The sequence below is a fragment of the Clostridioides sp. ZZV14-6009 genome, from assembly GCF_020658095.1.
In the GTDB taxonomy this organism is placed as follows: Bacteria; Bacillota; Clostridia; order Peptostreptococcales; family Peptostreptococcaceae; genus Clostridioides.
This window is the reverse complement of record NZ_JAGWDG010000017.1, coordinates 1-21182: the sequence shown is the minus strand read 5'-3', so window position 1 is coordinate 21182 and position 21182 is coordinate 1. Positions and strand designations below refer to the sequence as shown.

Below are 21182 nucleotides of genomic sequence, written 5' to 3'. Positions count from 1 at the left end.
ATTCAATTTGTTTATTTGGAGGTGTAATATGAGTGAAAATATAGTAGAAAAAAAAGAAGTAGATGTACTTAGTTTTGAAGATGGTATGTCAGCAGAAAAAGCTAAGGACGCAAAAAAAACTACAAAAAGACTATTAAAATATATGGCAAAACAAAAGTTTAAAATACTGACAATTTTTATTGCAGTATTAATAAGTTCAGCTCTTACGGTTTTAGTACCAATGATTATGGGAAAAGCTATTGACCAACTATTTAATGGAATAAAAACGGCAGTTCAAACTGGCACAAAATTTAGTGTAAACTTTAGTACTATGGGAGGTATAATATCAGTACTTTTAAGCTTGTATCTTCTTAGTTCAGTATTTATATATATACAACAATATATTATGTCAGGAGTTGCACAAAATTTAGTTCTTAGTATGAGAAAAGATTTAAGTGATAAGCTAAATAAACTTCCTCTTAAGTATTATGACTCACATAAAAAGGGAGAAACTCTTAGTATAGTTACAAATGATTTAGAAAAGGTTGCAGATAGCCTGCAAGAAGGATTAATGCAACTTATTACAGCAGTAGTTACGGTGATTGGTTCTATAGTTATGATGATAAACATAAGTATGTCACTTACAATAGTATCAGCTATAACATTAGGTGTTTCGCTATGCATTACTATTGTAATTGCGGGGAAATCACAAAAAAGATTTTCAGAAAACCAAAAGGCTTTAGGTGAATTAAATAGTAATATAGAGGAGATGTTTACTGGTCAAGTAGTAGTTAAGGCGTTTAGTAAAGAAGAAGATACTATTAAAAACTTTAAAATAGTAAATCAAAATCTTTATAATGCTAGTAGAAAAGCACAATTCTCATCATATTCAATATCTCCAATCATTAGATTTGTAAATCAAATTGGGTATGTGGTTATAGCAGTTGTAGGTGGTATATTTGCAGCAAATGGAACAATGACTCTTGGTAGTATACAGGCATTTATTCAATATGTAAATCAATCATCAGAGCCTACCACAGAAATATCTTATATTACAAATATGCTTCAAGCAGCAATTGCATCTGCTGAGAGAGTATTTGGAGTAATGGATGAAATAGAGGAGGTAAAAGATAAAGAGCCTTCAAAAGTTATAAATATACCTAAAGGTAAGGTAGAATTTGAACATGTTAAATTTGGATATAATGATGATTCTATTCTTATGAAAGATATTAATATTAAGTTAAATGCAGGAGGTAAGATTGCAATTGTTGGACCAACAGGAGCCGGAAAAACGACTCTTGTAAATTTACTTATGAGATTTTATGAGATACAAGAGGGTAGAATTACTATTGATGGTATTGATATAAAGGACTTAAAACGTGGAGAACTTAGAACGATGTTTGGAATGGTACTTCAAGATACATGGCTATTTAATGGAAGCATAAAAGAAAATATTGCATACAGTAAATCAGATGCTACAATGGAAGATGTTGTAAGAGCAGCAAAAGCAGCAAGAGTAGACCATTTTATAAGGACTTTACCTAAAGGATATGATACTATATTGACTGAAGATGCTTCTAATTTATCTCAAGGTCAAAAGCAACTTTTAACAATTGCCAGGGCAATACTTTCAGACCCATCAGTGTTAATTCTAGATGAAGCAACTTCTAGTGTAGATACTAGGACAGAAGTTGAAATTCAAAAGGCTATGAATAACTTGATGAGAGGAAGAACTAGCTTTGTTATCGCACATAGATTATCAACTATTCGTGATGCAGATTTAATATTAGTAATGAAAGAAGGTACTATTATTGAACAAGGAAGCCATAAAGAGCTTCTTGAGAATAAAGGATTTTATGAGGAACTTTATAATAGTCAATTTTCAAGAGAATATGATGAAGAAGTTGTATAATTTAATGGAAGATTCATAATCTATATTCCATGATTTTTAGAGAATAAATCCAACTCAATGACTTACTTTGAAAATAAGTAACATGAATAAAGGCTATGTAGAATACAAAATATTGGTGTATTCTATATAGCCTATTTATTTTGTCATTACAATGTAAAGTTTAAGCATGAGATAAAATTGGAAACATTAAATTATCTGGAAAACTTTCTTTGCCACATATATGCCATAAAGATGCACTTATTTTACGGAGATTTAACAAAGCCGAGTAAAGTATACTCTAAATATAAAATAAATCAAATATAGTTAAGAAATTGAGAGGTGATAAAAATGGATAAAAAGTTAAACTACAGATTTGAAATGAAACATAAAATAACTGAAGCGGATGTGTTAGCTTTGAAATCAAGACTTTATCCAATAATGAAAAAAGATGCAAATGCATCAAAAGATGGAAAATATCTTATTAGAAGTTTATATTTTGATACACCAGAAGATAAAGCTCTTCTTGATAAGTTAAATGGTGTTGCAATAAGAGAAAAGTTTAGAATAAGATTTTATAATAATGATTGTTCTTTTATAAAATTAGAAAAAAAAATAAAGCACTATAATATGACATCAAAGCTGTCAGCTAGTTTAACTAAAAAAGAAGTATTGAAGATATTAAATAATGATATTGAATTCTTAAAAGAATCAACAAACTGTTTATTAAGGGAGTTTTATCTAAAGATAAAATGTGAAAGATTGGAGGCAAAAAGTATAGTCGATTACGATAGAGAAGCTTTTGTTTATCCAGTTGGGAATGTAAGAGTGACAATTGATAGTGACATTAAAACTGCTGTAAACTCAACAGATTTATTTAATAAAGAATTGCCAACTGTTTCAGTTATTGACGAAAATATGACTGTATTGGAAGTTAAATATGACGAATTTATACCAGACTTTATAAAAGATTTAGTTCAAATTAATAAGACTACTTCTACAGCTGTTTCAAAGTATGCATCAAGTAGGTTATATACATAAGAATAAAAATTTAAGATTTAGATAAAGACATGTTTAAATAAAATTTAAAGAAAAAACGAAGAAATAGGAAGGATGATTTTAATTATGACATTTAACGATATTTTTAAGTCAAGTTTTATAGAAAACGTATCAGGTTTTTCATTTGTGGATAGTGCTTTAGCTCTAGGCTCAGCATTTTTAGTAGGTTTGTTTATATATATGGTTTATAAGAAGACATATATGGGAATTATGTACTCTCGACCATTTAATGTATCACTTGTAGCACTCACTATGCTTACAACTTTTGTAATATTGGCAGTTACATCAAATGTAGTCTTATCTCTAGGTATGGTTGGGGCTTTATCTATAGTAAGATTTAGAACAGCAATTAAAGACCCAATGGATTTAGTATTTCTATTTTGGTCATTGGGTTCAGGTATAGTTTTGGGTGCAGGTTTAATTCCATTAGCTGTAATGGGTTCAGTAATTATGGGATTAATTTTAATCTTCTTTTCAAACAAAACAATCTCTGAAACACCATATATATTAATGGTAAATTGTAATAATGAAGATTCAGAAGACATTGCAACTGACAAAATCAAAAGGGTATTTTCTAAATATCAAATAAAATCAAAGAGCGTGACACCAGAAAAAGGAATAGAGTTGGTGTTTGAAGTTAGAATGAAAGATGGAGAAACAAGTCTTATAAATGATTTAAGTCAAGTAGATGGAGTTACTAATGCAGTTCTTGTAAGTTACAATGGTGATTATGTAGCATAGAGAGGAGTAATCTTTTATGAAAGATAAAAAACTTACCCTTCTTATCTCATTTATGGTTGTATTTTTATGCGCAATAGTTGGAATATACAGTATATCTGGAAATAAAGGTGTTGATTTATATAGTGATGCGTATATTGAAAAATATTTTGATAGAGATAAAGTTATGGAAATTAATATAGAAATAGATGATAGTGATTTAAAAGATATGAATGAAAATGCTATAAAAGAAGAATTTAAAGTTGCAAAAGTAACCGTAGATGGTGATGCATATGGAAATGTTGGAATCAGGACTAAAGGAAATTCAAGTCTTACATCTGTAGCAAATAGTGATAGTGATAGATATAGTTATAAGATTAATTTTGATAAATATAACACTAGTAAAAGTATGGAAGGGCTTACTCAATTAAATCTTAATAACTGTTACTCTGACCCCTCTTATATGAGAGAGTTTATAACATATAGTATTTGTGAAGATATGGGATTAGCTACTCCAGAATTTGCATATGCAAAGGTTTCTATAAATGGTGAATATCATGGTTTATATTTAGCAGTGGAAGGATTAAAAGAATCTTATCTTGAAAATAACTTTGGAGATGTAACAGGTGATTTATACAAGTCTGATGAAGGCGCTTCATTGCAGTACAATGGAGATGATTCAGAAAGTTATTCAAATTTAATCGTTGAAAGTGATAAAAAAACAGCTGATTGGTCTAAGGTCACAAAACTATTAAAATCTCTAGATACAGGTGAAGACATTGAAAAGTATCTTGATGTAGATTCTGTTCTTAAAAATATAGCAATAAATACAGCTTTGTTAAATCTCGATAGCTATCAAGGTAATTTTGCTCACAATTACTATCTGTATGAGCAAGATGGAGTATTTTCTATGTTACCATGGGATTTTAATATGTCATTTGGTGGGTTTGGTGGTACTGGTAAAAGCGGAGATGGGCAATCAATATATATTGATGAACCAACGACAAGTAATTTAGAAGACAGACCTCTAATATCTGCATTATTAAAAAATGAGACATATAAAACAAAATACCATGAATATCTAGAAGAGATAGTAACAAAATATTTAGGTTCAGATTATCTAGAAAATATGACAACAAAAGTACATGACTTAATAGTATCATATGTAAAAGAAGACCCAACAGCATTTTATACATATGAAGAATTTGAAAAAAATATAACATCTTCAATTGAAAGTTCTAATGATGATAAAGGTGGTAATAAGGGCTTTGGCAATCAAGAATTTAATAATAAAGATTCTAATGATGAAAATAACGAAAATAAAAGTGATGAAAAAGAAGTCAATGCGGAACTTACTTTAAGTGAAACTAAAAATAATGCAGATAGTCAAGCTGTAGACAATAATGAAGATAAGAATAATACAAATAACAAAGATAGTACAAATAACAATGAAAGTGACGATAAGAGTAAAGAAAATTTAGAAAGTCCTATGGGTAAAGGAGGAAAATCAATACCAGGAGTTTTAGAGGTAGCAGAAAGTATGAGTAAAACAATAAAAGCTCAATTAAGTGGAGAGTCTTCTTCAACGAAGGAAACCTCTGATAGTGAGAATTCAAGTGATAATAAAGACATGAAAGAAGCTGATGAAGGTATGAATGGAATGCCAGAACCACCTGAAGGAATGGATGGTAATACGCCGCCAGGTATGGGAAATATGGATAAAGGCGATACGAATAATAAGCAAAATGGTAATATGAAAATGGATAGAAATCAAGGTAGTCCAAAAGAAGCTGGAAACTTTGGAGGCAAAGGAGGAGGTTCTATGAGTAAAACAACAGCATGCTCTAAATTGGTTTTAGGCGGAACTTCTATGTTAGTTATGTCGGTTATGTTAGTATGTATATCAAAAATAAATAGAAGAAAATTTATAAAGTCAAAATAAAATAAAAATAGATAAATACTGATACTGTTAAGTGCAACTACTTTCTTAACAGTATTTTTTTGCTTTATATTAATTTAAAATCTCACATTAGGTTTTACTATTTCATTATAAATAGGCCTAAAAAAGATTTTAAAATATAGAATTTCAACATAGAAATATATAAATTATCTCTTCGAAAAAATAATCTGAAAATTTGTAACCAAATTGTAATAAAATGGTAGTTATTTAGCATAAAATGATGTATCATAGAGTTGTATTATAAAATTTATAAAATAGGATTTTTGTATGAAAACTGCTGACTTTTGGTATTTAAGGTGAGTAGTTAAATTATGTTTAGGAGGGGTAGATTTTGTTACAAAAAGTATTATGGAAATTTTCAAAGCTGGTTTTAGGTCTATTTATATGTTCAATTGGTATAGTATTGACGATAAATTGTAACCTTGGTTTATCTCCTTGGGATGTGTTTCATCAAGGTCTTTCAAATCATGTAGGAATAACTATAGGGACTGCCTCTATAATTGTAGGCTCTATAGTAGTTATAGCTGATGTTATTCTTGGTGAAAATGTAGGATGGGGAACTGTATTTAATATGTTATTAATTGGCTTTTTTATGGATTTACTTCTATACACTAACTTAATTCCAAAGACTGATAGTGTATTAATAGGAATAATTATGTTGATTTTAGGTTTGGGGCTTTTAGCTCTTGGAATGGTATTTTATATGGGAAGTGGTCTAGGAAGTGGACCTAGAGATGGTTTGATGGTTGCTCTTCAAAAGAAAACAGGAAAATCACTTAACTTAATAAGAGGAACTATAGAAGTTGGTGCATTAATAGTTGGATTTTTCTTAGGTGGAAAAGTTGGTATAGGAACTATAATAAGTGCATTTGGCCTAGGATATCTTACACAAATATTATTTAATTTGTTTAAATTAGATTGTAGTAAAATTAAACATAGATTTATAATAGATGATATAAAATTTATAAAATTATATATGAGTGGAGATAAAAAACCTGCCACTCAAAATATGGCTAAATAGTCCTATAAAGAATTAATTAAGAGTATATAGTAATTATAAATAAAAATTTTCTTGTAAATATATAAAATTTCAAATATTAAAAGATATGGATTGCTAAAAAACTATAAAATATAGATTTTTAGCAATTTTTTATTTACTTAACATATTCTAAGACCTTAAAAGCTTTTATATATGTTAGATGAATTGATTTATTTATAATTAGAGATACTAAACTTTATAGATATTAATATAAACACATTCAAATTGTGTATTTTCAAAGCCTTTAAAATACTTGTATTTATTCTAACTAAAAAAATAAAAAAATTAGCAAAAAAGTCTTGTATTATATCTGAATTTTATATATAATTACCTATGTTGTTTACAAATTTTAAACTCAATGTTTAGTAAACAAAATGTTTAGTAAAATAAAACACAAATTAGGAGGTGCAACATGGATATAGGTGAAAAGATAAAAAGATTAAGAACAGAAAAACAACTGACCCAGGAAGAGTTAGCTAATAGATGTGAATTGTCAAAAGGATTTATTTCTCAACTAGAAAATAACTTAACATCACCATCCATAGCTACCCTTATAGATATACTTGAGATATTAGGTACAAATTTAAGGGAATTTTTTAATGAAATAGATGACGAAAGAATTAGTTTTACAAAAGAAGACATGTTTGAAACTGAAGATGAGGACTTAAAATATAAATTAAAGTGGTTAATTCCAAATTCACAAAAAAATGAAATGGAGCCAATAATAATAACATTGTATCCAGGTGGACAATATAAAGAAGAAAAGCCACATGAAGGTGAAGAATTTGGATATGTACTAGCAGGTTCAATATATGTTCATATAGGCGAAAAGAAAAATAAGGTAAAAAAAGGAGAAAGCTTTTACTTTAGACCAAGAGCAAATCACTATATATCAAACGAAGGAAAAACGACAGCAAAAGTGATTTGGGTAAGTACGCCACCATCATTTTAGAATAGAGGTGTTTAATAATTGGTAGAAAATATAATAGAATTAAGAGATATATCTAAGCATTATGAGGAACTTACTGTTTTAGATAATTTCAATTTAGATATAAAGAAAAATGAGTTTTTAACTTTACTTGGGCCAAGTGGATGTGGAAAGACTACTACATTAAAAATAATAGCAGGGTTTGAGTATGCTGATGATGGCAAAGTTTTATTTGAAGGTAAAGAAATAAATAATTTACCACCATATGAAAGACAAGTAAATACAGTCTTTCAAAAATATGCTTTATTTCCACACATGGATGTATATGAAAATGTAGCTTTTGGCTTGAAAATTAAAAAAACTCCAAAAGATATAATAGATACTAAAGTAAAAGAAGTTTTAAAACTTGTTGCATTAGAAGGATTTGAAAGACGACAAGTAGACTCATTAAGTGGAGGTCAACAACAAAGAATTGCAATAGCAAGAGCTTTAGTAAATGAACCAAAAGTGTTGTTGTTAGATGAGCCACTTGGAGCATTAGATTTAAAATTAAGACAAGAAATGCAAATAGAATTAAAAAGAATTCAAAAAAAGTTAGGAATAACATTTGTATTTGTAACTCATGACCAAGAAGAAGCTCTTACTATGTCAGATACTATTGTTGTAATGTATAAAGGTAAAATACAACAAATGGGTACACCTCAAGACATATACAATGAACCTAAAAATTCATTTGTAGCGAAGTTTATAGGTGAAAGTAATATATTTGATGGAATTATGATGGAAGATTATAAAGTAAATTTCTGTAAGAGAGAGTTTGAATGCGTAGATAAAGGATTTGAAAAAAATGAAAATATAGAAGTAGTAATAAGACCAGAAGATATAAAAATGGTAAAGCCAGAAGAAGGAATGTTAAAGGGGAAAGTTACATCTACAGTATTTAAAGGAGTGCACTATGAAATAGAATTAAATGAAAATGGAAGATTGTGGATACTTCATAATACCAAAAATGCTGAAGTTGGAGTAGAACTAGGCATGGATATATATCCAGAAGACATCCATATAATGAGAAAAGAGAGTAACTAATATGAAGAAGAAATCTTTTTTAGCATATCCATATGTAGTTTGGAGTGCGATATTTGTAATAATTCCTTTAATACTAGTAGTATTTTTCAGTTTTACAAAAGACTCAAGTACAGGTTATGTGTTTACACTTGAGAATTATAAAGAAGTAATAGACCCTATATATATTAAAGTATTTGCTCGCTCTATTCTTTTAGCAGGAGTAGCTACATTGATATGTCTTGTAGTTGGTTATCCAGTGGCATATATAATTTCAAAAGCTCATGTAAGTAGAAGAGGTTCATTAATACTGTTGTTTATTCTTCCTATGTGGATGAACTTTCTTTTAAGAACATATGCATGGGTAGCTATATTAGGAAAAAATGGACTTTTAAATACGTTTTTAGGATGGTTTGGAATACAGCCATTAGCAATTTTGTATACTAATGTTGCTATACTTTTAGGTATGGTATATAACTTTTTACCATTTATGGTTCTTCCAATATATACAGCACTTTCAAAGATGGATAATGATTTAATAAATGCTGCTCATGACTTAGGTGCAAATAACATGACAGTATTTAGAAAAATTATATTTCCTTTGAGTCTGCCTGGGGTAATGTCTGGAATAACTATGGTATTTATGCCAGCAGTTACTACTTTTGCAATATCAAGACTGCTAGGTGGAGGCAAAATAATGTTAGTTGGAGATTTGATTGAACAACAATTCACAGTTGTTGGAGATTGGAACTTTGGCTCAGCTATATCAATATTTATGATGATAGTAATATTAATATCCATGTCGATAATGTCAAAATTTGGAGATGAATCTGACAAAGAAGGTGGTGGGTTACTATTTTAAAATTAAAGAAAATAACTTCTAATATATATTTAGCATTAGTATTCTTATTTTTGTATGCACCCATATTTGCATTGGTACTATTTTCTTTTAATGATTCAAAATCAATGGCAAGATGGAATGGATTTACATGGAAGTGGTATGGTCAATTACTTCAAAATGAAAGTATAATGAGTGCTTTATATTACACTGTTGTGATAGCTATATTAGCATCCGTAATATCAACAATAGTAGGAACTATAAGTGCTATAGGAATACATAAGATGAGAGGGAAGAGTAAAAAATTAATACTGAATGTAAACTACCTTCCTATTTTAAATACAGAAATAGTTACAGCAGTAGCCCTTATGAGTCTATTTGTATTTGTAAAAATGGAATTTGGTTTTACAACAATGTTATTAGCACATATAATGTTTTGTTTGCCATATGTTATACTTTCAGTTTTACCAAAAATGAAGCAATTACCTGATAATATAGAAGATGCAGCTATGGACTTGGGAGCAACACCTATGTATGCTCTTAGAAAAGTAATTTTACCACAAATAAAACCAGGTATAGTTTCTGGATTTTTAATTGCATTTACTATGTCAATAGACGACTTTATAATAAGTTTCTTTAATGCTGGAAATGGTGTAAGTAATCTTTCTATAGAAATCTATGGAATGGCTCGAAGAGGTATAAAGCCTGAAATAAATGCATTATCAACGATAATGTTTGCAGTGGTTTTAGGATTACTTCTATTGGCTAATAAAAAAGAATCTATAGTAAGGGGGACTAAATAATGATTAAGTTTAAGAAAATAATATCCCTTGTAACTGTAGGTATGATTACAGCTACTTTATTTACAGGATGCAATAAATCAACAGATTCTACAAAGGTTCTAAATGTATATAATGTTGGTGATTATATAGATGAATCTCTTATAGATAAGTTTGAAAAAGAAACAGGAATAGAAGTTCAATATTCAACTTATGATACTAATGAAATGATGTATCAAAAGGTTAAGAGTGGTAGTACTCATTATGATTTAGTTTTTCCATCGGATTATATGGTGGAAAAAATGAAAAATGAAGGTCTTTTGGAAAAAATAGATTTTAAAAACATACCTAATATGAAGTATTTAGATAAGAGTTTTTTAAATCCTGTATATGATGAAACTAACGAATATAGTGTTGCATATATGTGGGGTACTCTTGGAATATTATATAATAAAAAAGAAGTTAAAGAGCCTATAGATAGTTGGAATATACTTTGGAATCCAAAATACAAAGGAAACATGATGATGTTTGACTCTGTTAGAGATACTATAGGGATAACTCTTAAAAAATTAGGATACAGTATGAATAGTGTAAATCCAAAAGAAATAAATGAAGCAAAAAATCTTTTAATAAAGCAGAAGGATTTAGTCCTAGCATATGTAAACGATGAAGGAAAAGACAGATTATTAGGTGGAGAAGTCGCAATGGGGATGTTGTATTCTGGAGATGCAGTTACATTGATGGATCAAAATCCTGACCTTGACTATGCTATACCTAAAGAAGGTACGAACAAGTGGGTGGATGCTATGTGTGTACCTACAACAGCACAAAATAAAAAAGAAGCTGAGTTATTTATAAACTTCTTGTTAGACCCAGAAAATGCAAAAGTAAATGCTGAATACATTGGATATTCAACACCTAATACAGGAGCACTAAAGTTATTGGACCCAGAAATAACTAGCAATCCTGTTGCATATCCATCTAAAGATGTGCTTGCTAAATGTGAAACTTTTGAAGATATTGGTGAAAATATCAAGTTATACGATAAAGCTTGGATAGAGTTAAAATCAAAATAGAGTATTATTTATTTAATAATATTTACTTAATAAAACTGTTCTTATTTAGAAATTATTTTCTAATTATTGAACAGTTTTATTTTTTTTACTTATATCTATATATGTATATGTTATAGATATATATAATTTATTTACTATGAATACATACATGATAATTATTTTGAAGATAAGCAAATAGAGAACATTAATGTTAAATATTTGTTTGTTTTTTTATTATTTATATACATATATAATTTAATTTATTTTTACTAAGTTAAAAAATTATTTGCATATTGATTTTAATAATAATTAGAAAAAATGGGCAACTTAATAAAATAATTGGAGGTGTAAATTTATAAAAAATGAATGGGACAAATAAAAAGATAGATTTATTAATGTTAAGTTTGTTTGTTTTTATATTTTTAATTGTTGGGATAGTAATACTATCTATTAGAACAGAAAATAAATTGAATGTATTTATAATGTTATCAGTTATTTTTTTTATAATAATGTTAACTTATTTATCAAACTCAGTAGTTGGTTTAATAACAAGTTCAATAATTATATTTATATATACGTCCTATATTTTATATAACAATATTACTCATAATATAGATATTGAGTTTATATCATATATATGGATAATAGCAGTACCAATATCTTCAATTATAATGGGAAATATAAATAAAAATATAAATGAATTACAACTTACAAATATAAAATTAACTGAACAATATGAGGAACTAGTAACTATAGATAATGAAACTGGGCTTAGAAACTTAAAAATTTTTTATAATGATGTAAATATGGAAATAAGTAAGTCAGTCAGACATACTACTACTTTTTCTCTTATGATAGTAAAACTACCATATTATGAAAACCTACAGACTATATTTGGTGAAAGTAAAACTAACAAAATAGTAAAATATATTAGTTCAAATATTGTAGAGTGTACAAGAAATGAAGATATAATATACAGTTTACAAAAAGATATGATAGGAATACTGATGCCAAACACAGCATTAGAAGGTTCAAAGGTTGTTAGAGATAGAATAAAGAAGAGGATAAAAGAGTTAAACTTAGATTTAAATGATAAAGGAAAATATGTAAATATAGATGTGAAAATTGCAATTTTAGAGTATAGAGATACTTTTGGAGATAGTATAAATTTTAAGAATATGGTTGAAGAGGAATTGCAGTATGATGTTTAAAACTTACAATAAAAATTTATCTAAAGTATTAATTGTGCTTTTAATAGTATTGATAATGTCAAATTTTAATATACACTCATATGCACTAGAAACTTATTCTAATACAAATAAGGTATTGGTTATCTATGATTCTAAGAAAGAAACATCTTACAATCAAGACATATTGAAAATTGTAAGAACTCTATTAGGTAGATTTAGCTCAAATATCGAGTTATTAAAATTAAGCAACTATGATAATGAGATAAATAAAACTTATTATAGTCATATATTTATTATAGGGATAAATGAAAATTCATATATTAATGATGAAAAAACTAACATCTTAATTAATTCATTAGATTCCTATAAAGGAGTCATCTGTTGGTTAGGATATGGTATAGAAAATCTGTTGGAATATAAGAAATATAATTTAGAATATGTAAAAAAAACAAATAATATAAACAGTGTAACCTATAAAGGTAAAGAGTATAACTTAGATGAACACCATTTATTTAATATTGTAAAATCAACAGATAAAAGCAATAAAATTATAGGAACTATTAGTGATACAGTAAATGAATATCCGTATATTGTAAATGACAAAAATCTTTTCTATGTGTCAAAGTTGGATTTAGATGGTGTTTTATTTTATATATTTTGTGATTCACTAAATGATGTGTTTGATATTGAAACCTTCAATAATGGTCGCATATTTGTAAGAATAGAAGATGTACATGCATTTAGAGAACCAAAAGAATTAATAAAAATAGCTGATTATTTAAGCAATAAGAACATACCATTTACAATTGCTTTAATACCAGCTTATGTAAATCCTAAAAATCATAGAATAACTACTTTATCAGAAAGCCCTGAGATTGTTAAAGCAGTAAAATACATGCAAGATAAGGGTGGTACAGTGATATTACATGGATACACTCATCAATATAAAAATGAAGAAGTTTCTGGAGAAGGATATGAATTTTGGGATGGGGAAAAAGATGCTCCATTAAAAGAAAATATGACAATTTTTGTGAAAGATAGAGTTTTAAAAGGGCTTAGAATATGTATAGAAAATGGGATTTATCCTCTTGCATTTGAAGCTCCTCATTATGCAATAGAATCTGAAGGATATAAAGAATTAAAAAAATATTTTTCTACTTATGTAGGACAACATCAAAATAATGATAAAAAATTTAGCACAAATACATATCCCTATGTTATTAGGGATACAGAAGAGTTTAATATATTTGTACCTGAGAATTTGGGATATATAGACCCAGAGGATAAGTTTACTTTTCAAAATATAAAAGAAAATTTAGATACAGTATCTATTGTCAGAGGCTTTAGTGGCGGTTTTTTCTTTCATTCGTATTTAGATATAAAATATTTGAAAGATACAATAGAATACCTAGAAAAACAAAATATAGAGTTTATGGATTTAAGAGATTTTGATAATTGGGTAAAGGTTGATGAGATACAAATAAGAAATGATGGTAATGAAATTAAAGTCAACTATGATAGAAATTTAGAAAAAAATAAAGAAGATGAAACTAGGTTTAAATCTATATCTAAAATCAGCAAAATCTTAATATCAATAGTATCCATAAGTGTTTTAGTTTTTGTAATTATATTTATGTATTTTAAAAAAATAGACAAAAAGAAATTTTTAAAATAAAAAATTTTAGATTAAGTTCTAAGATTTAAAAAGATTTTAGGAGAATTTTATGAGAGGATTAAATGTATCAGAGTATCTATTTATATTTAGTTTATTTAGTATATGGTCTTTACTACTTATAAATATAGTTTTAGCTATGGGGGGGTATTTATTTTATTTTAGGAACTTTGATAAAAAAATAAAAAAAATTGATAGATATCCAATGGTATCAATACTTGTTCCTGCTCATAATGAAGCCAAGGTAATAGGTAGGACTGTGGAATCTTTACTACTACTTAATTATCCTAAAGATAAAATGGAACTTATTGTGATAAATGACAATTCTTCTGATAATAGTAGAGAAATTTTAGAAAGCATAAAGAATAAATATAAAAATTATAATTTTACTATTATAAATACAGATAGCATAACTGGAGGTAAGGGAAAATCAAATGCATTAAATATTGGATATAAAATTTCAAAAGGAGAGTTTATAGCAGTCTATGATGCAGATAATACTCCAGATAGAGATGCACTTAGGTATTTAATACAAACAATAGTTCTAGATGATGAATTAGGTGCTGTTATTGGAAAGTTTAGAACCAGAAATAAAAGTAAAAATCTATTGACGAAATTTATAAATATAGAAACTTTAAGCTTTCAATGGATGTCTCAAGCTGGTAGATGGCAATTATTTAATTTATGTACAATACCAGGAACTAACTTTATATTGAGAAAAAGTATTATAGAAGAAATTGGGGGATGGGATAGCAAAGCAATTGCAGAAGATACAGAAATTAGCTTTAGAATATATAAGTTAGGATATAAGATAAAACTTGTGCCACAGTCAATAACATGGGAGCAGGAACCAGAAACTATTAAAGTTTGGATAAAGCAAAGGACTAGATGGGCAAAAGGTAATATATACGTTTTAATGAAATATATAAAAAATATATTTAAACAAGGGAAAAATAAAATTGTATTTGATATAGCCTACTTTTTTTCTGTATATTTTCTATTTTTAACATCTGTTATTATCTCAGATATTTTATTTGTCTTAAGTGTATTTAAATTAATAGAGATTTCTATTCCAATCAACTTTATCATAATATGGATACTATCGTACATTTTATTTATCATAGAAGTGAGTATAAGCTTAACTATAGAAAAAGGTGAGGCTACAATCGAGAATATATTTATAGTAGCACTTATGTATTTTACATATTCTCAACTATGGCTATTTGTTGCTATAAAAGGAATGGTAGAGTATTTAAAAGATATAATTTTTAAAAGAGAGGTCAAATGGTATAAAACGGAAAGATTTTAATTCATGTACAGGAGGTATTAATATGAAAAAATTTGTTGTATTAATTGTATCTTTAGTATTGTTTTTTTCAAATATCGCATTTGTAGATGAAGTAAAAGCTGATGAAACTAAAGTCAAAAATTATAAGTTTGAAAGAGATGTAACTATTGATGGAGTTATAGGGAGCAATAGTACTTTTTTTGAAGTAAACAAAAATTGGGACGTTGAGGAAGTGTCATTTAATCTTAATTTTAGTAAGAGTCAAATATTAAATGGAGATGTTTCAAGTTTAACTATCTTAATAAATAATGTACCAATAAAATCAATTAAACTAAATGCCAAAAAAGATTATAAAGATACACTAAAAGTATTAATACCAAAAGAATATATAATACAAGGATATAATGAAATAAAAGTAAAAGCATATAAAACAATATCTGATAAAATATGTCAAGATGATTCTAACACTGGAAACTGGATGGTTATTCATAAGGAATCTTATACATCAATTAGATATAAGCAGAAAAAATTGGGCAATTCAATAAATGAGTATCCATATCCATATATAGAAATTGAAGAAAATTTTAAATTAGACACAACTTTAGTAGTTCCAGATAATATGAGTAGGGGTGAATCTACAGCTGTGTTTAATTTAGCATCGGAATTTGGAAAAATAACACAGAACGATAAGTTACAGTTTGATGTTAAATTATATTCAGAAATGAAGAACTGGTCAGATGATAACATTATATACATTGGTAAACCTGAAAATACGGCAGAAGAAATTTTAAATATTCTAAGTGCAAAGGAACAAACTTTATTATCTTCAAATTGTATAATTAAACAGATAAATTCTCCATACAACAATAATAAGAAGATGTTAGTAGTAATAGGTAGTAATGAAGAAGATTTAATAAAAGCATCAAATTTATTGATAGACAATAGACTTTCTAATCAAATTTTATCATCATCAATACTTGTAAATAAAGATACTAATATAAAGACTGCTGGTGAACAAGAATTAAATTTAGGTCATATGACTTTAGAAGACCTAGGATATACAGATATTTTGCTGGAAGGTGCATTTAGTCAACAAGCTTTATTTGATGTTAGAATACCAAAAGGTAGAAAGTTAGATAATGGCTCAAAGATTGTTTTAAATTTAAGATATTCTGATAATTTGGATTTTGACAAATCATTAGTTACAGTGTATATAAATGATGTTGTCGTAGGAAGTAAAAAATTAGATAGGGCATATTCAGATAATGACAAACTAGAATTAAAAATACCTAAAGATATAGATAATAAAAACTATTATCAAGTTAAGCTGGTGTTTAATTTAAGTATAAAAAATTTAAATTGTGTTACAAGAGAAAGTAATAATCCTTGGGCATATGTGTCAAATAGCTCTTATTTGGAACTATCAACAAAAGAGAATCAGTCACTGAGTTTTGAAAGTTATCCATATCCATTTGTTAAGAATGATAAGTTTAATGATTTAACTGTGATAATGCCAGATTATTCAGGGTCCCAAGCAATGACATGGATGTCCAGACTAGGTGTTAATTTAGGTGCAAATATGAATTCGCATGAGGGAAACATAAATGTAATTAGAGGTAAAGAGTTTAGCAATAAATATAAAGATACGAATATTATAGTTTTTGGAGTACCACTTAACAGCTCTGTTATAAAGATGATAAATAGCAACTTAAATATAAAGTTCAATAAAAACTATTCTAACTTTTTATCAAATGATAAGATAAGCTTTATTGACGATTATGGTAAAAATATTTCATCAATACAATTGATAAAATCACCTTACAATAATCAAAAAAATATTATGGTAATAAGTTCAATAGATGAAAAAAATTTATATTTAGGAATGGATTATTTATTAAATAAAAGTCAAGTGAATGATTTAAAAGGAGATACATTAACAATTGATGAATATGGAGAAGTAAAAGATTTAACGTATAATACAAAAATAAATAAAGAAATAAAAGATTCGAGTAGAGAATTGAATATAAGTAAAACAGCTAAAGTTTTTTTTGTTGTTTCTTTTATTGTTATAGTTGTAGCTGTAATTCTATCAATGTTATTTATTAAGAAATATAAAAGAAGATAATACAGTAAACGTATTATTTTAAAATGAGGTATATGATTTGAATAAAAATGTAAACAAATTTAAATTTAAGAAAAATATTTTAATCTTAGGAATTATTTTAACTTTTATATTTATAATTTATTTTGTAAATGTTGAATTAAAAAATAGAAGTTTAGTAAATAGCCAGTATGAGGGCAAGATTAAATCAGCCAATTTATCTATAGATTATGAAATAAATCAAGTTATGAAGGATATAGATAAGCTAGGATTGAATACAATAAATGTACCTATAGTTATAAATGTGGATGATATTAATTCTTATATCATGTCAATAGATAATAATAGCAAAAAAAAGGCAATTAAACTAATAAAAAAATTAAATAAGAAGGGTATTTCCACAATATTAGAAGCATATCCATGGATAAAAAATGGAGAGTTATATGAGACCGATTGGAATCCTATGAATAAAAAAAGATTTTTTTATAACTGGCAAAATACTGTATTAAATGAACTTATAGAAGATGTATCAAATCCATTGAATGTAAAGGTTTTAAATGTAGGCTCTAATTTTGTATACTTAGAAGAATATCAACAAAATTGGGGTGAAATAATAGATTTTGTACAATCAAAATTTGATGGTCTTGTAACATATAGAACTAATTGGTGGTATACGAGAAAAGGTGATTTAAATAGTAAATTATCTTATGAACAAAAACTAAATAATAATTTTTTTGATAAGTTAGACTTTATATCCATAGCAGCGTATTTTGAGTTAAGTGATAAATCTGTCAATACAGTTGATGAATTGGTTTCTGCTCTACATTCATCTACTGTGAATAATAGAGGACAAAATATAAAAGAAGAGCTATATAATCTTTATAAGGTTCATCGTAAACCGATATTTTTTGGAGAATTAGGTTTTTCAAATAGAGAAAATGCAAGCTCTCAACCATGGAATCATGTTCCTTCAGAAATTATAAATGATGAAGAACAAGCAAGATGCTTTGAAGCATATAGGCGAGTTTTTGAAAAAGAAGATTGGATAAATGGTTTTTCTGTATTTTGTGTAGGTAAAATTGATGAAGAAAAAAACTTTTATCCATCAAAAGAGAGTATAAAGATTATTAAATCTTGGTATAAATAAACTTGTTATATAAATAGACAATTATAGTATATAAATAGTTGATTAGGAGAGATATAAATGGATGACATCAAGGTTATGACTGTATTTGGAACTAGACCTGAAGCTATCAAAGTAGCTCCTTTAATTAAGGAACTTGAAAAAAGAGAGCATATAAACAGTATTGTGTGTGTGACAGCACAACATAGAGAAATGCTTGACCAGGTTATAGAAACTTTCAATATAAATGTAGATTATGATTTAGACATAATGAAAAAAGGGCAAAGTTTAAATGATATAACATGTAAAGTTTTAAATGAACTTCCCATGATTATAGATAAAGAAAAGCCAGACATAATCTTAGTACATGGAGATACAACGACAACTCTAGCTACTAGTTTAACTGCATTTTATAGTAAAATTCTAGTGGGTCATATAGAAGCAGGACTTAGAACTTATGATAAATATTTTCCATTTCCAGAAGAGCTAAATAGACAGCTTACAGGAATTATTGCTGATATACACTTTGCCCCTACTAGTTTGGCAAAACAAAACTTAATTTCAGAAGGAAAGTCTGAAAACAATATATTTGTAACAGGTAATACTGCAATTGATGCATTAAAGATGACAATAAGAGAAAATTATACTCATCCTATAATAGATAAGCTTGGTGATGACAGAATGATTTTATTGACTTCTCATAGGAGAGAAAACTTAGGAGAACCCATGAGAAATATATTTAGAGCTGTAAAACGAATAGTAGATGAATTTGAAGATGTACAGGTAGTATATCCTATACATTTAAATCCTGAAATACGTAGTATAGCTAGTGAAGTATTTGGGAAAAATTCTAAAAAAATTCACATTATCGAGCCTTTGGAAGTAGTTGATTTTCATAATTTTTTAAACAAATCCTATATGATAATGACTGATAGTGGAGGAATACAAGAGGAAGCTCCATCACTAGGAAAACCAGTACTTGTGTTAAGAAAAAAGACAGAAAGAATAGAAGGTGTTAAAGCAAAAACACTTAAATTAATAGGTACAAATGAAGAAAATATATATAATTCTGTAAAACAATTATTAACAAATAGAAATAATTATATTCAAATGAGTAAAGCGTCTAATCCATATGGGGATGGAAATGCAAGTAAGTATATAGTGGATGTAATAGTGAAAAAATTTAATTGAAGATACTTAAATTAGCTTTTATTAACTTAATTTAAATTTTATATATAAGATAGAATTAAAATATAACCACTTAATATAAAAATTATGATAAGATAAGGAATACAATTAGCAAGGGGGAATAATATGGCTAGAAAATGTATAAAAAATTTAGGTAAAAATAAAACTATAAGAAGATTAAAGCTTATATTTAAAAAGATATTTATTACTGTATTTATAATAGCAAGTATAATAGCTGTTTTTAATATAACAAAATATTTTGAAGACTTATACAAGGTAAGAGATATAAAAACTACTAAAATTGAATACTATATGGATGTAGCTGATGAAGCAGGGGGCGGAAAAGTTCAATTAAGCTGGAAGGAGTTACTTGCTATAGATATGGTAATATATGATGAAGATTTAAGTAATATAAAAAAGAAAGATACATTAAATGTCGGTGAAAAATTTATAGTAGAAGACAAAAATGATAAGGGAGAAAAAGTATACAAGGTAAAAAAGTTTAATAAAGTATTGAATGAATTGAAATTTGACACTTCTCAAAAAAGTAGAGCAAAAAAATACATGAAGGATTTAGAATACACGTATCTTGGAAATAAAGAATTAAAAGATAGTGATGAAAAAATTAAGTTTATAAAGAAATTAGAAGACTCAGCTATAAGAGAGTATATCGATTATGGCATATTACCATCTATAACAATTGGACAAGCAATATTAGAATCTGGGTGGGGTAATTCTAAACTTACAAAGCAAAGTAATAATTTATTTGGTATAAAGGCAGATAAAGCATGGAAGGGAAAAAGTGTAGCAATTTCAACTTCTGAACATTATAATGAAAAGATTGTAGCAAGTTTTAGGTCATATGGTTCACTGGAGGACTCTGTAAAAGACCATGGTTTATTTTTAGTGAATAATAAAAGGTATAGAAAAAATGGATTGTTTGAATCAAAAGACTATATTAGTCAAGCACAAGCATTAGAAGATGCTGGATATAGTACAGCTGAAGACAAAAGTGGGAATCGTATATATGCAGAACTACTGATAGAAGTTATTAGAAGTTATAACTTACAATTAATAGATAATAAAGTAGAAACAAAATAAGTATTGATTCTACATGAATGTGTAACAAGATAAATTTGTTTTTTACAAAAGAATAGAAAAAATGTAAAAAAACATAAAAAAATGTATTGACTTGTTATTTAAAAGGTGATATTATTATTACTGTACTCGAAAGAGAGCAAAATGAACTTTGAAAATTAAACAGTAGGTTAATTTATAAAACAAGAAACAAACCATAAAGCCAGATATTTTGATAA

General features: G+C 27.2%; 17 protein-coding genes. All 17 read left to right on the top strand.

Translation table 11 applies throughout. From position 1 onward, the window contains the following. Positions 1-28 precede the first annotated feature (28 nt). The 17 genes from KGF36_RS16740 (at position 29) to KGF36_RS16660 (ending at position 20967) form a co-directional block, all read left to right on the top strand. Positions 29-1891, top strand: coding sequence for an ABC transporter ATP-binding protein (locus KGF36_RS16740; protein WP_227830105.1), 1863 nt, complete (start codon positions 29-31; stop codon positions 1889-1891). A 327-nt stretch (positions 1892-2218) separates the two neighbouring features. Further along, on the top strand, positions 2219-2908 hold the full coding sequence (locus tag KGF36_RS16735; RefSeq protein WP_227830104.1) for a polyphosphate polymerase domain-containing protein: 690 nt from the start codon (positions 2219-2221) through the stop codon (positions 2906-2908). 84 nt (positions 2909-2992) lie between these two features. Further along, positions 2993-3667, top strand: a complete 675-nt coding sequence (locus tag KGF36_RS16730; protein ID WP_413841505.1) for a DUF4956 domain-containing protein — start codon at positions 2993-2995, stop codon at positions 3665-3667. A gap of 16 nt (positions 3668-3683) precedes the next feature. Next, positions 3684-5585 carry a CotH kinase family protein gene (locus KGF36_RS16725; protein ID WP_227830102.1) on the top strand — a complete coding sequence of 634 codons (1902 nt, stop codon included), beginning with the start codon at positions 3684-3686 and terminating at the stop codon, positions 5583-5585. A gap of 349 nt (positions 5586-5934) precedes the next feature. Further along, positions 5935-6624, top strand: a complete 690-nt coding sequence (locus KGF36_RS16720; RefSeq protein ID WP_227830101.1) for a hypothetical protein — start codon at positions 5935-5937, stop codon at positions 6622-6624. Positions 6625-7054: 430 nt separating this feature from the next. Continuing rightward, positions 7055-7594, top strand: coding sequence for a helix-turn-helix domain-containing protein (locus KGF36_RS16715; protein WP_021383760.1), 540 nt, complete (start codon positions 7055-7057; stop codon positions 7592-7594). Positions 7595-7612: 18 nt separating this feature from the next. Continuing rightward, positions 7613-8656: a spermidine/putrescine ABC transporter ATP-binding protein gene (potA, locus tag KGF36_RS16710; RefSeq protein WP_227830100.1), complete on the top strand. Its 1044-nt coding sequence runs from the start codon at positions 7613-7615 to the stop codon at positions 8654-8656. A gap of 1 nt (position 8657) precedes the next feature. Then, positions 8658-9494 (top strand): ABC transporter permease, encoded by an 837-nt coding sequence (locus KGF36_RS16705; RefSeq protein WP_227830099.1) that lies wholly within the window; start codon positions 8658-8660, stop codon positions 9492-9494. A gap of 104 nt (positions 9495-9598) precedes the next feature. Further along, positions 9599-10273 carry an ABC transporter permease gene (locus tag KGF36_RS16700; RefSeq protein ID WP_227436781.1) on the top strand — a complete coding sequence of 225 codons (675 nt, stop codon included), beginning with the start codon at positions 9599-9601 and terminating at the stop codon, positions 10271-10273. Continuing rightward, a complete protein-coding gene (locus KGF36_RS16695; protein ID WP_227830098.1) occupies positions 10273-11325 on the top strand; it encodes an ABC transporter substrate-binding protein in 1053 nt (350 codons plus the stop codon). The genes KGF36_RS16700 and KGF36_RS16695 overlap by 1 nt, the downstream gene beginning before the upstream one ends. A gap of 341 nt (positions 11326-11666) precedes the next feature. Next, entirely contained in the window at positions 11667-12515 is an 849-nt protein-coding gene (locus KGF36_RS16690) for a GGDEF domain-containing protein (RefSeq protein ID WP_227830097.1), read from the top strand. Further along, positions 12505-14169: a DUF2334 domain-containing protein gene (locus KGF36_RS16685; RefSeq protein ID WP_227830096.1), complete on the top strand. Its 1665-nt coding sequence runs from the start codon at positions 12505-12507 to the stop codon at positions 14167-14169. Before KGF36_RS16690 ends, KGF36_RS16685 begins: the two co-directional genes overlap by 11 nt. 49 nt (positions 14170-14218) lie before the next feature. Further along, entirely contained in the window at positions 14219-15475 is a 1257-nt protein-coding gene (locus tag KGF36_RS16680; RefSeq protein WP_227830095.1) for a glycosyltransferase, read from the top strand. 22 nt (positions 15476-15497) lie between these two features. Beyond that, positions 15498-17579 (top strand): cellulose biosynthesis cyclic di-GMP-binding regulatory protein BcsB, encoded by a 2082-nt coding sequence (locus KGF36_RS16675; protein WP_227830094.1) that lies wholly within the window; start codon positions 15498-15500, stop codon positions 17577-17579. A gap of 37 nt (positions 17580-17616) precedes the next feature. Beyond that, positions 17617-18702 (top strand): glycoside hydrolase family 113, encoded by a 1086-nt coding sequence (locus KGF36_RS16670; protein ID WP_227830093.1) that lies wholly within the window; start codon positions 17617-17619, stop codon positions 18700-18702. A 57-nt stretch (positions 18703-18759) separates the two neighbouring features. Then, positions 18760-19869, top strand: a complete 1110-nt coding sequence (wecB, locus tag KGF36_RS16665; protein ID WP_227830092.1) for a non-hydrolyzing UDP-N-acetylglucosamine 2-epimerase — start codon at positions 18760-18762, stop codon at positions 19867-19869. Positions 19870-19992: 123 nt separating this feature from the next. Then, a complete protein-coding gene (locus tag KGF36_RS16660) occupies positions 19993-20967 on the top strand; it encodes a glucosaminidase domain-containing protein (RefSeq protein ID WP_227830091.1) in 975 nt (324 codons plus the stop codon). Positions 20968-21182 lie beyond the last annotated feature (215 nt).

Bases quoted from the DNA above. Each gene is read 5' to 3' on its own strand.
- KGF36_RS16740 (WP_227830105.1), top strand. From the start codon at position 29: ATGAGTGAAAATATAGTAGAAAAAAAAGAAGTAGATGTACTTAGTTTT.
- KGF36_RS16735 (WP_227830104.1), top strand. From the start codon at position 2,219: ATGGATAAAAAGTTAAACTACAGATTTGAAATGAAACATAAAATAACT.
- KGF36_RS16730 (WP_413841505.1), top strand. From the start codon at position 2,993: ATGACATTTAACGATATTTTTAAGTCAAGTTTTATAGAAAACGTATCA.
- KGF36_RS16725 (WP_227830102.1), top strand. From the start codon at position 3,684: ATGAAAGATAAAAAACTTACCCTTCTTATCTCATTTATGGTTGTATTT.
- KGF36_RS16715 (WP_021383760.1), top strand. From the start codon at position 7,055: ATGGATATAGGTGAAAAGATAAAAAGATTAAGAACAGAAAAACAACTG.
- KGF36_RS16705 (WP_227830099.1), top strand. From the start codon at position 8,658: ATGAAGAAGAAATCTTTTTTAGCATATCCATATGTAGTTTGGAGTGCG.
- KGF36_RS16700 (WP_227436781.1), top strand. From the start codon at position 9,599: ATGGCAAGATGGAATGGATTTACATGGAAGTGGTATGGTCAATTACTT.
- KGF36_RS16695 (WP_227830098.1), top strand. From the start codon at position 10,273: ATGATTAAGTTTAAGAAAATAATATCCCTTGTAACTGTAGGTATGATT.
- KGF36_RS16690 (WP_227830097.1), top strand. From the start codon at position 11,667: ATGAATGGGACAAATAAAAAGATAGATTTATTAATGTTAAGTTTGTTT.
- KGF36_RS16685 (WP_227830096.1), top strand. From the start codon at position 12,505: ATGATGTTTAAAACTTACAATAAAAATTTATCTAAAGTATTAATTGTG.
- KGF36_RS16680 (WP_227830095.1), top strand. From the start codon at position 14,219: ATGAGAGGATTAAATGTATCAGAGTATCTATTTATATTTAGTTTATTT.
- KGF36_RS16675 (WP_227830094.1), top strand. From the start codon at position 15,498: ATGAAAAAATTTGTTGTATTAATTGTATCTTTAGTATTGTTTTTTTCA.
- wecB (WP_227830092.1), top strand. From the start codon at position 18,760: ATGGATGACATCAAGGTTATGACTGTATTTGGAACTAGACCTGAAGCT.
- KGF36_RS16660 (WP_227830091.1), top strand. From the start codon at position 19,993: ATGGCTAGAAAATGTATAAAAAATTTAGGTAAAAATAAAACTATAAGA.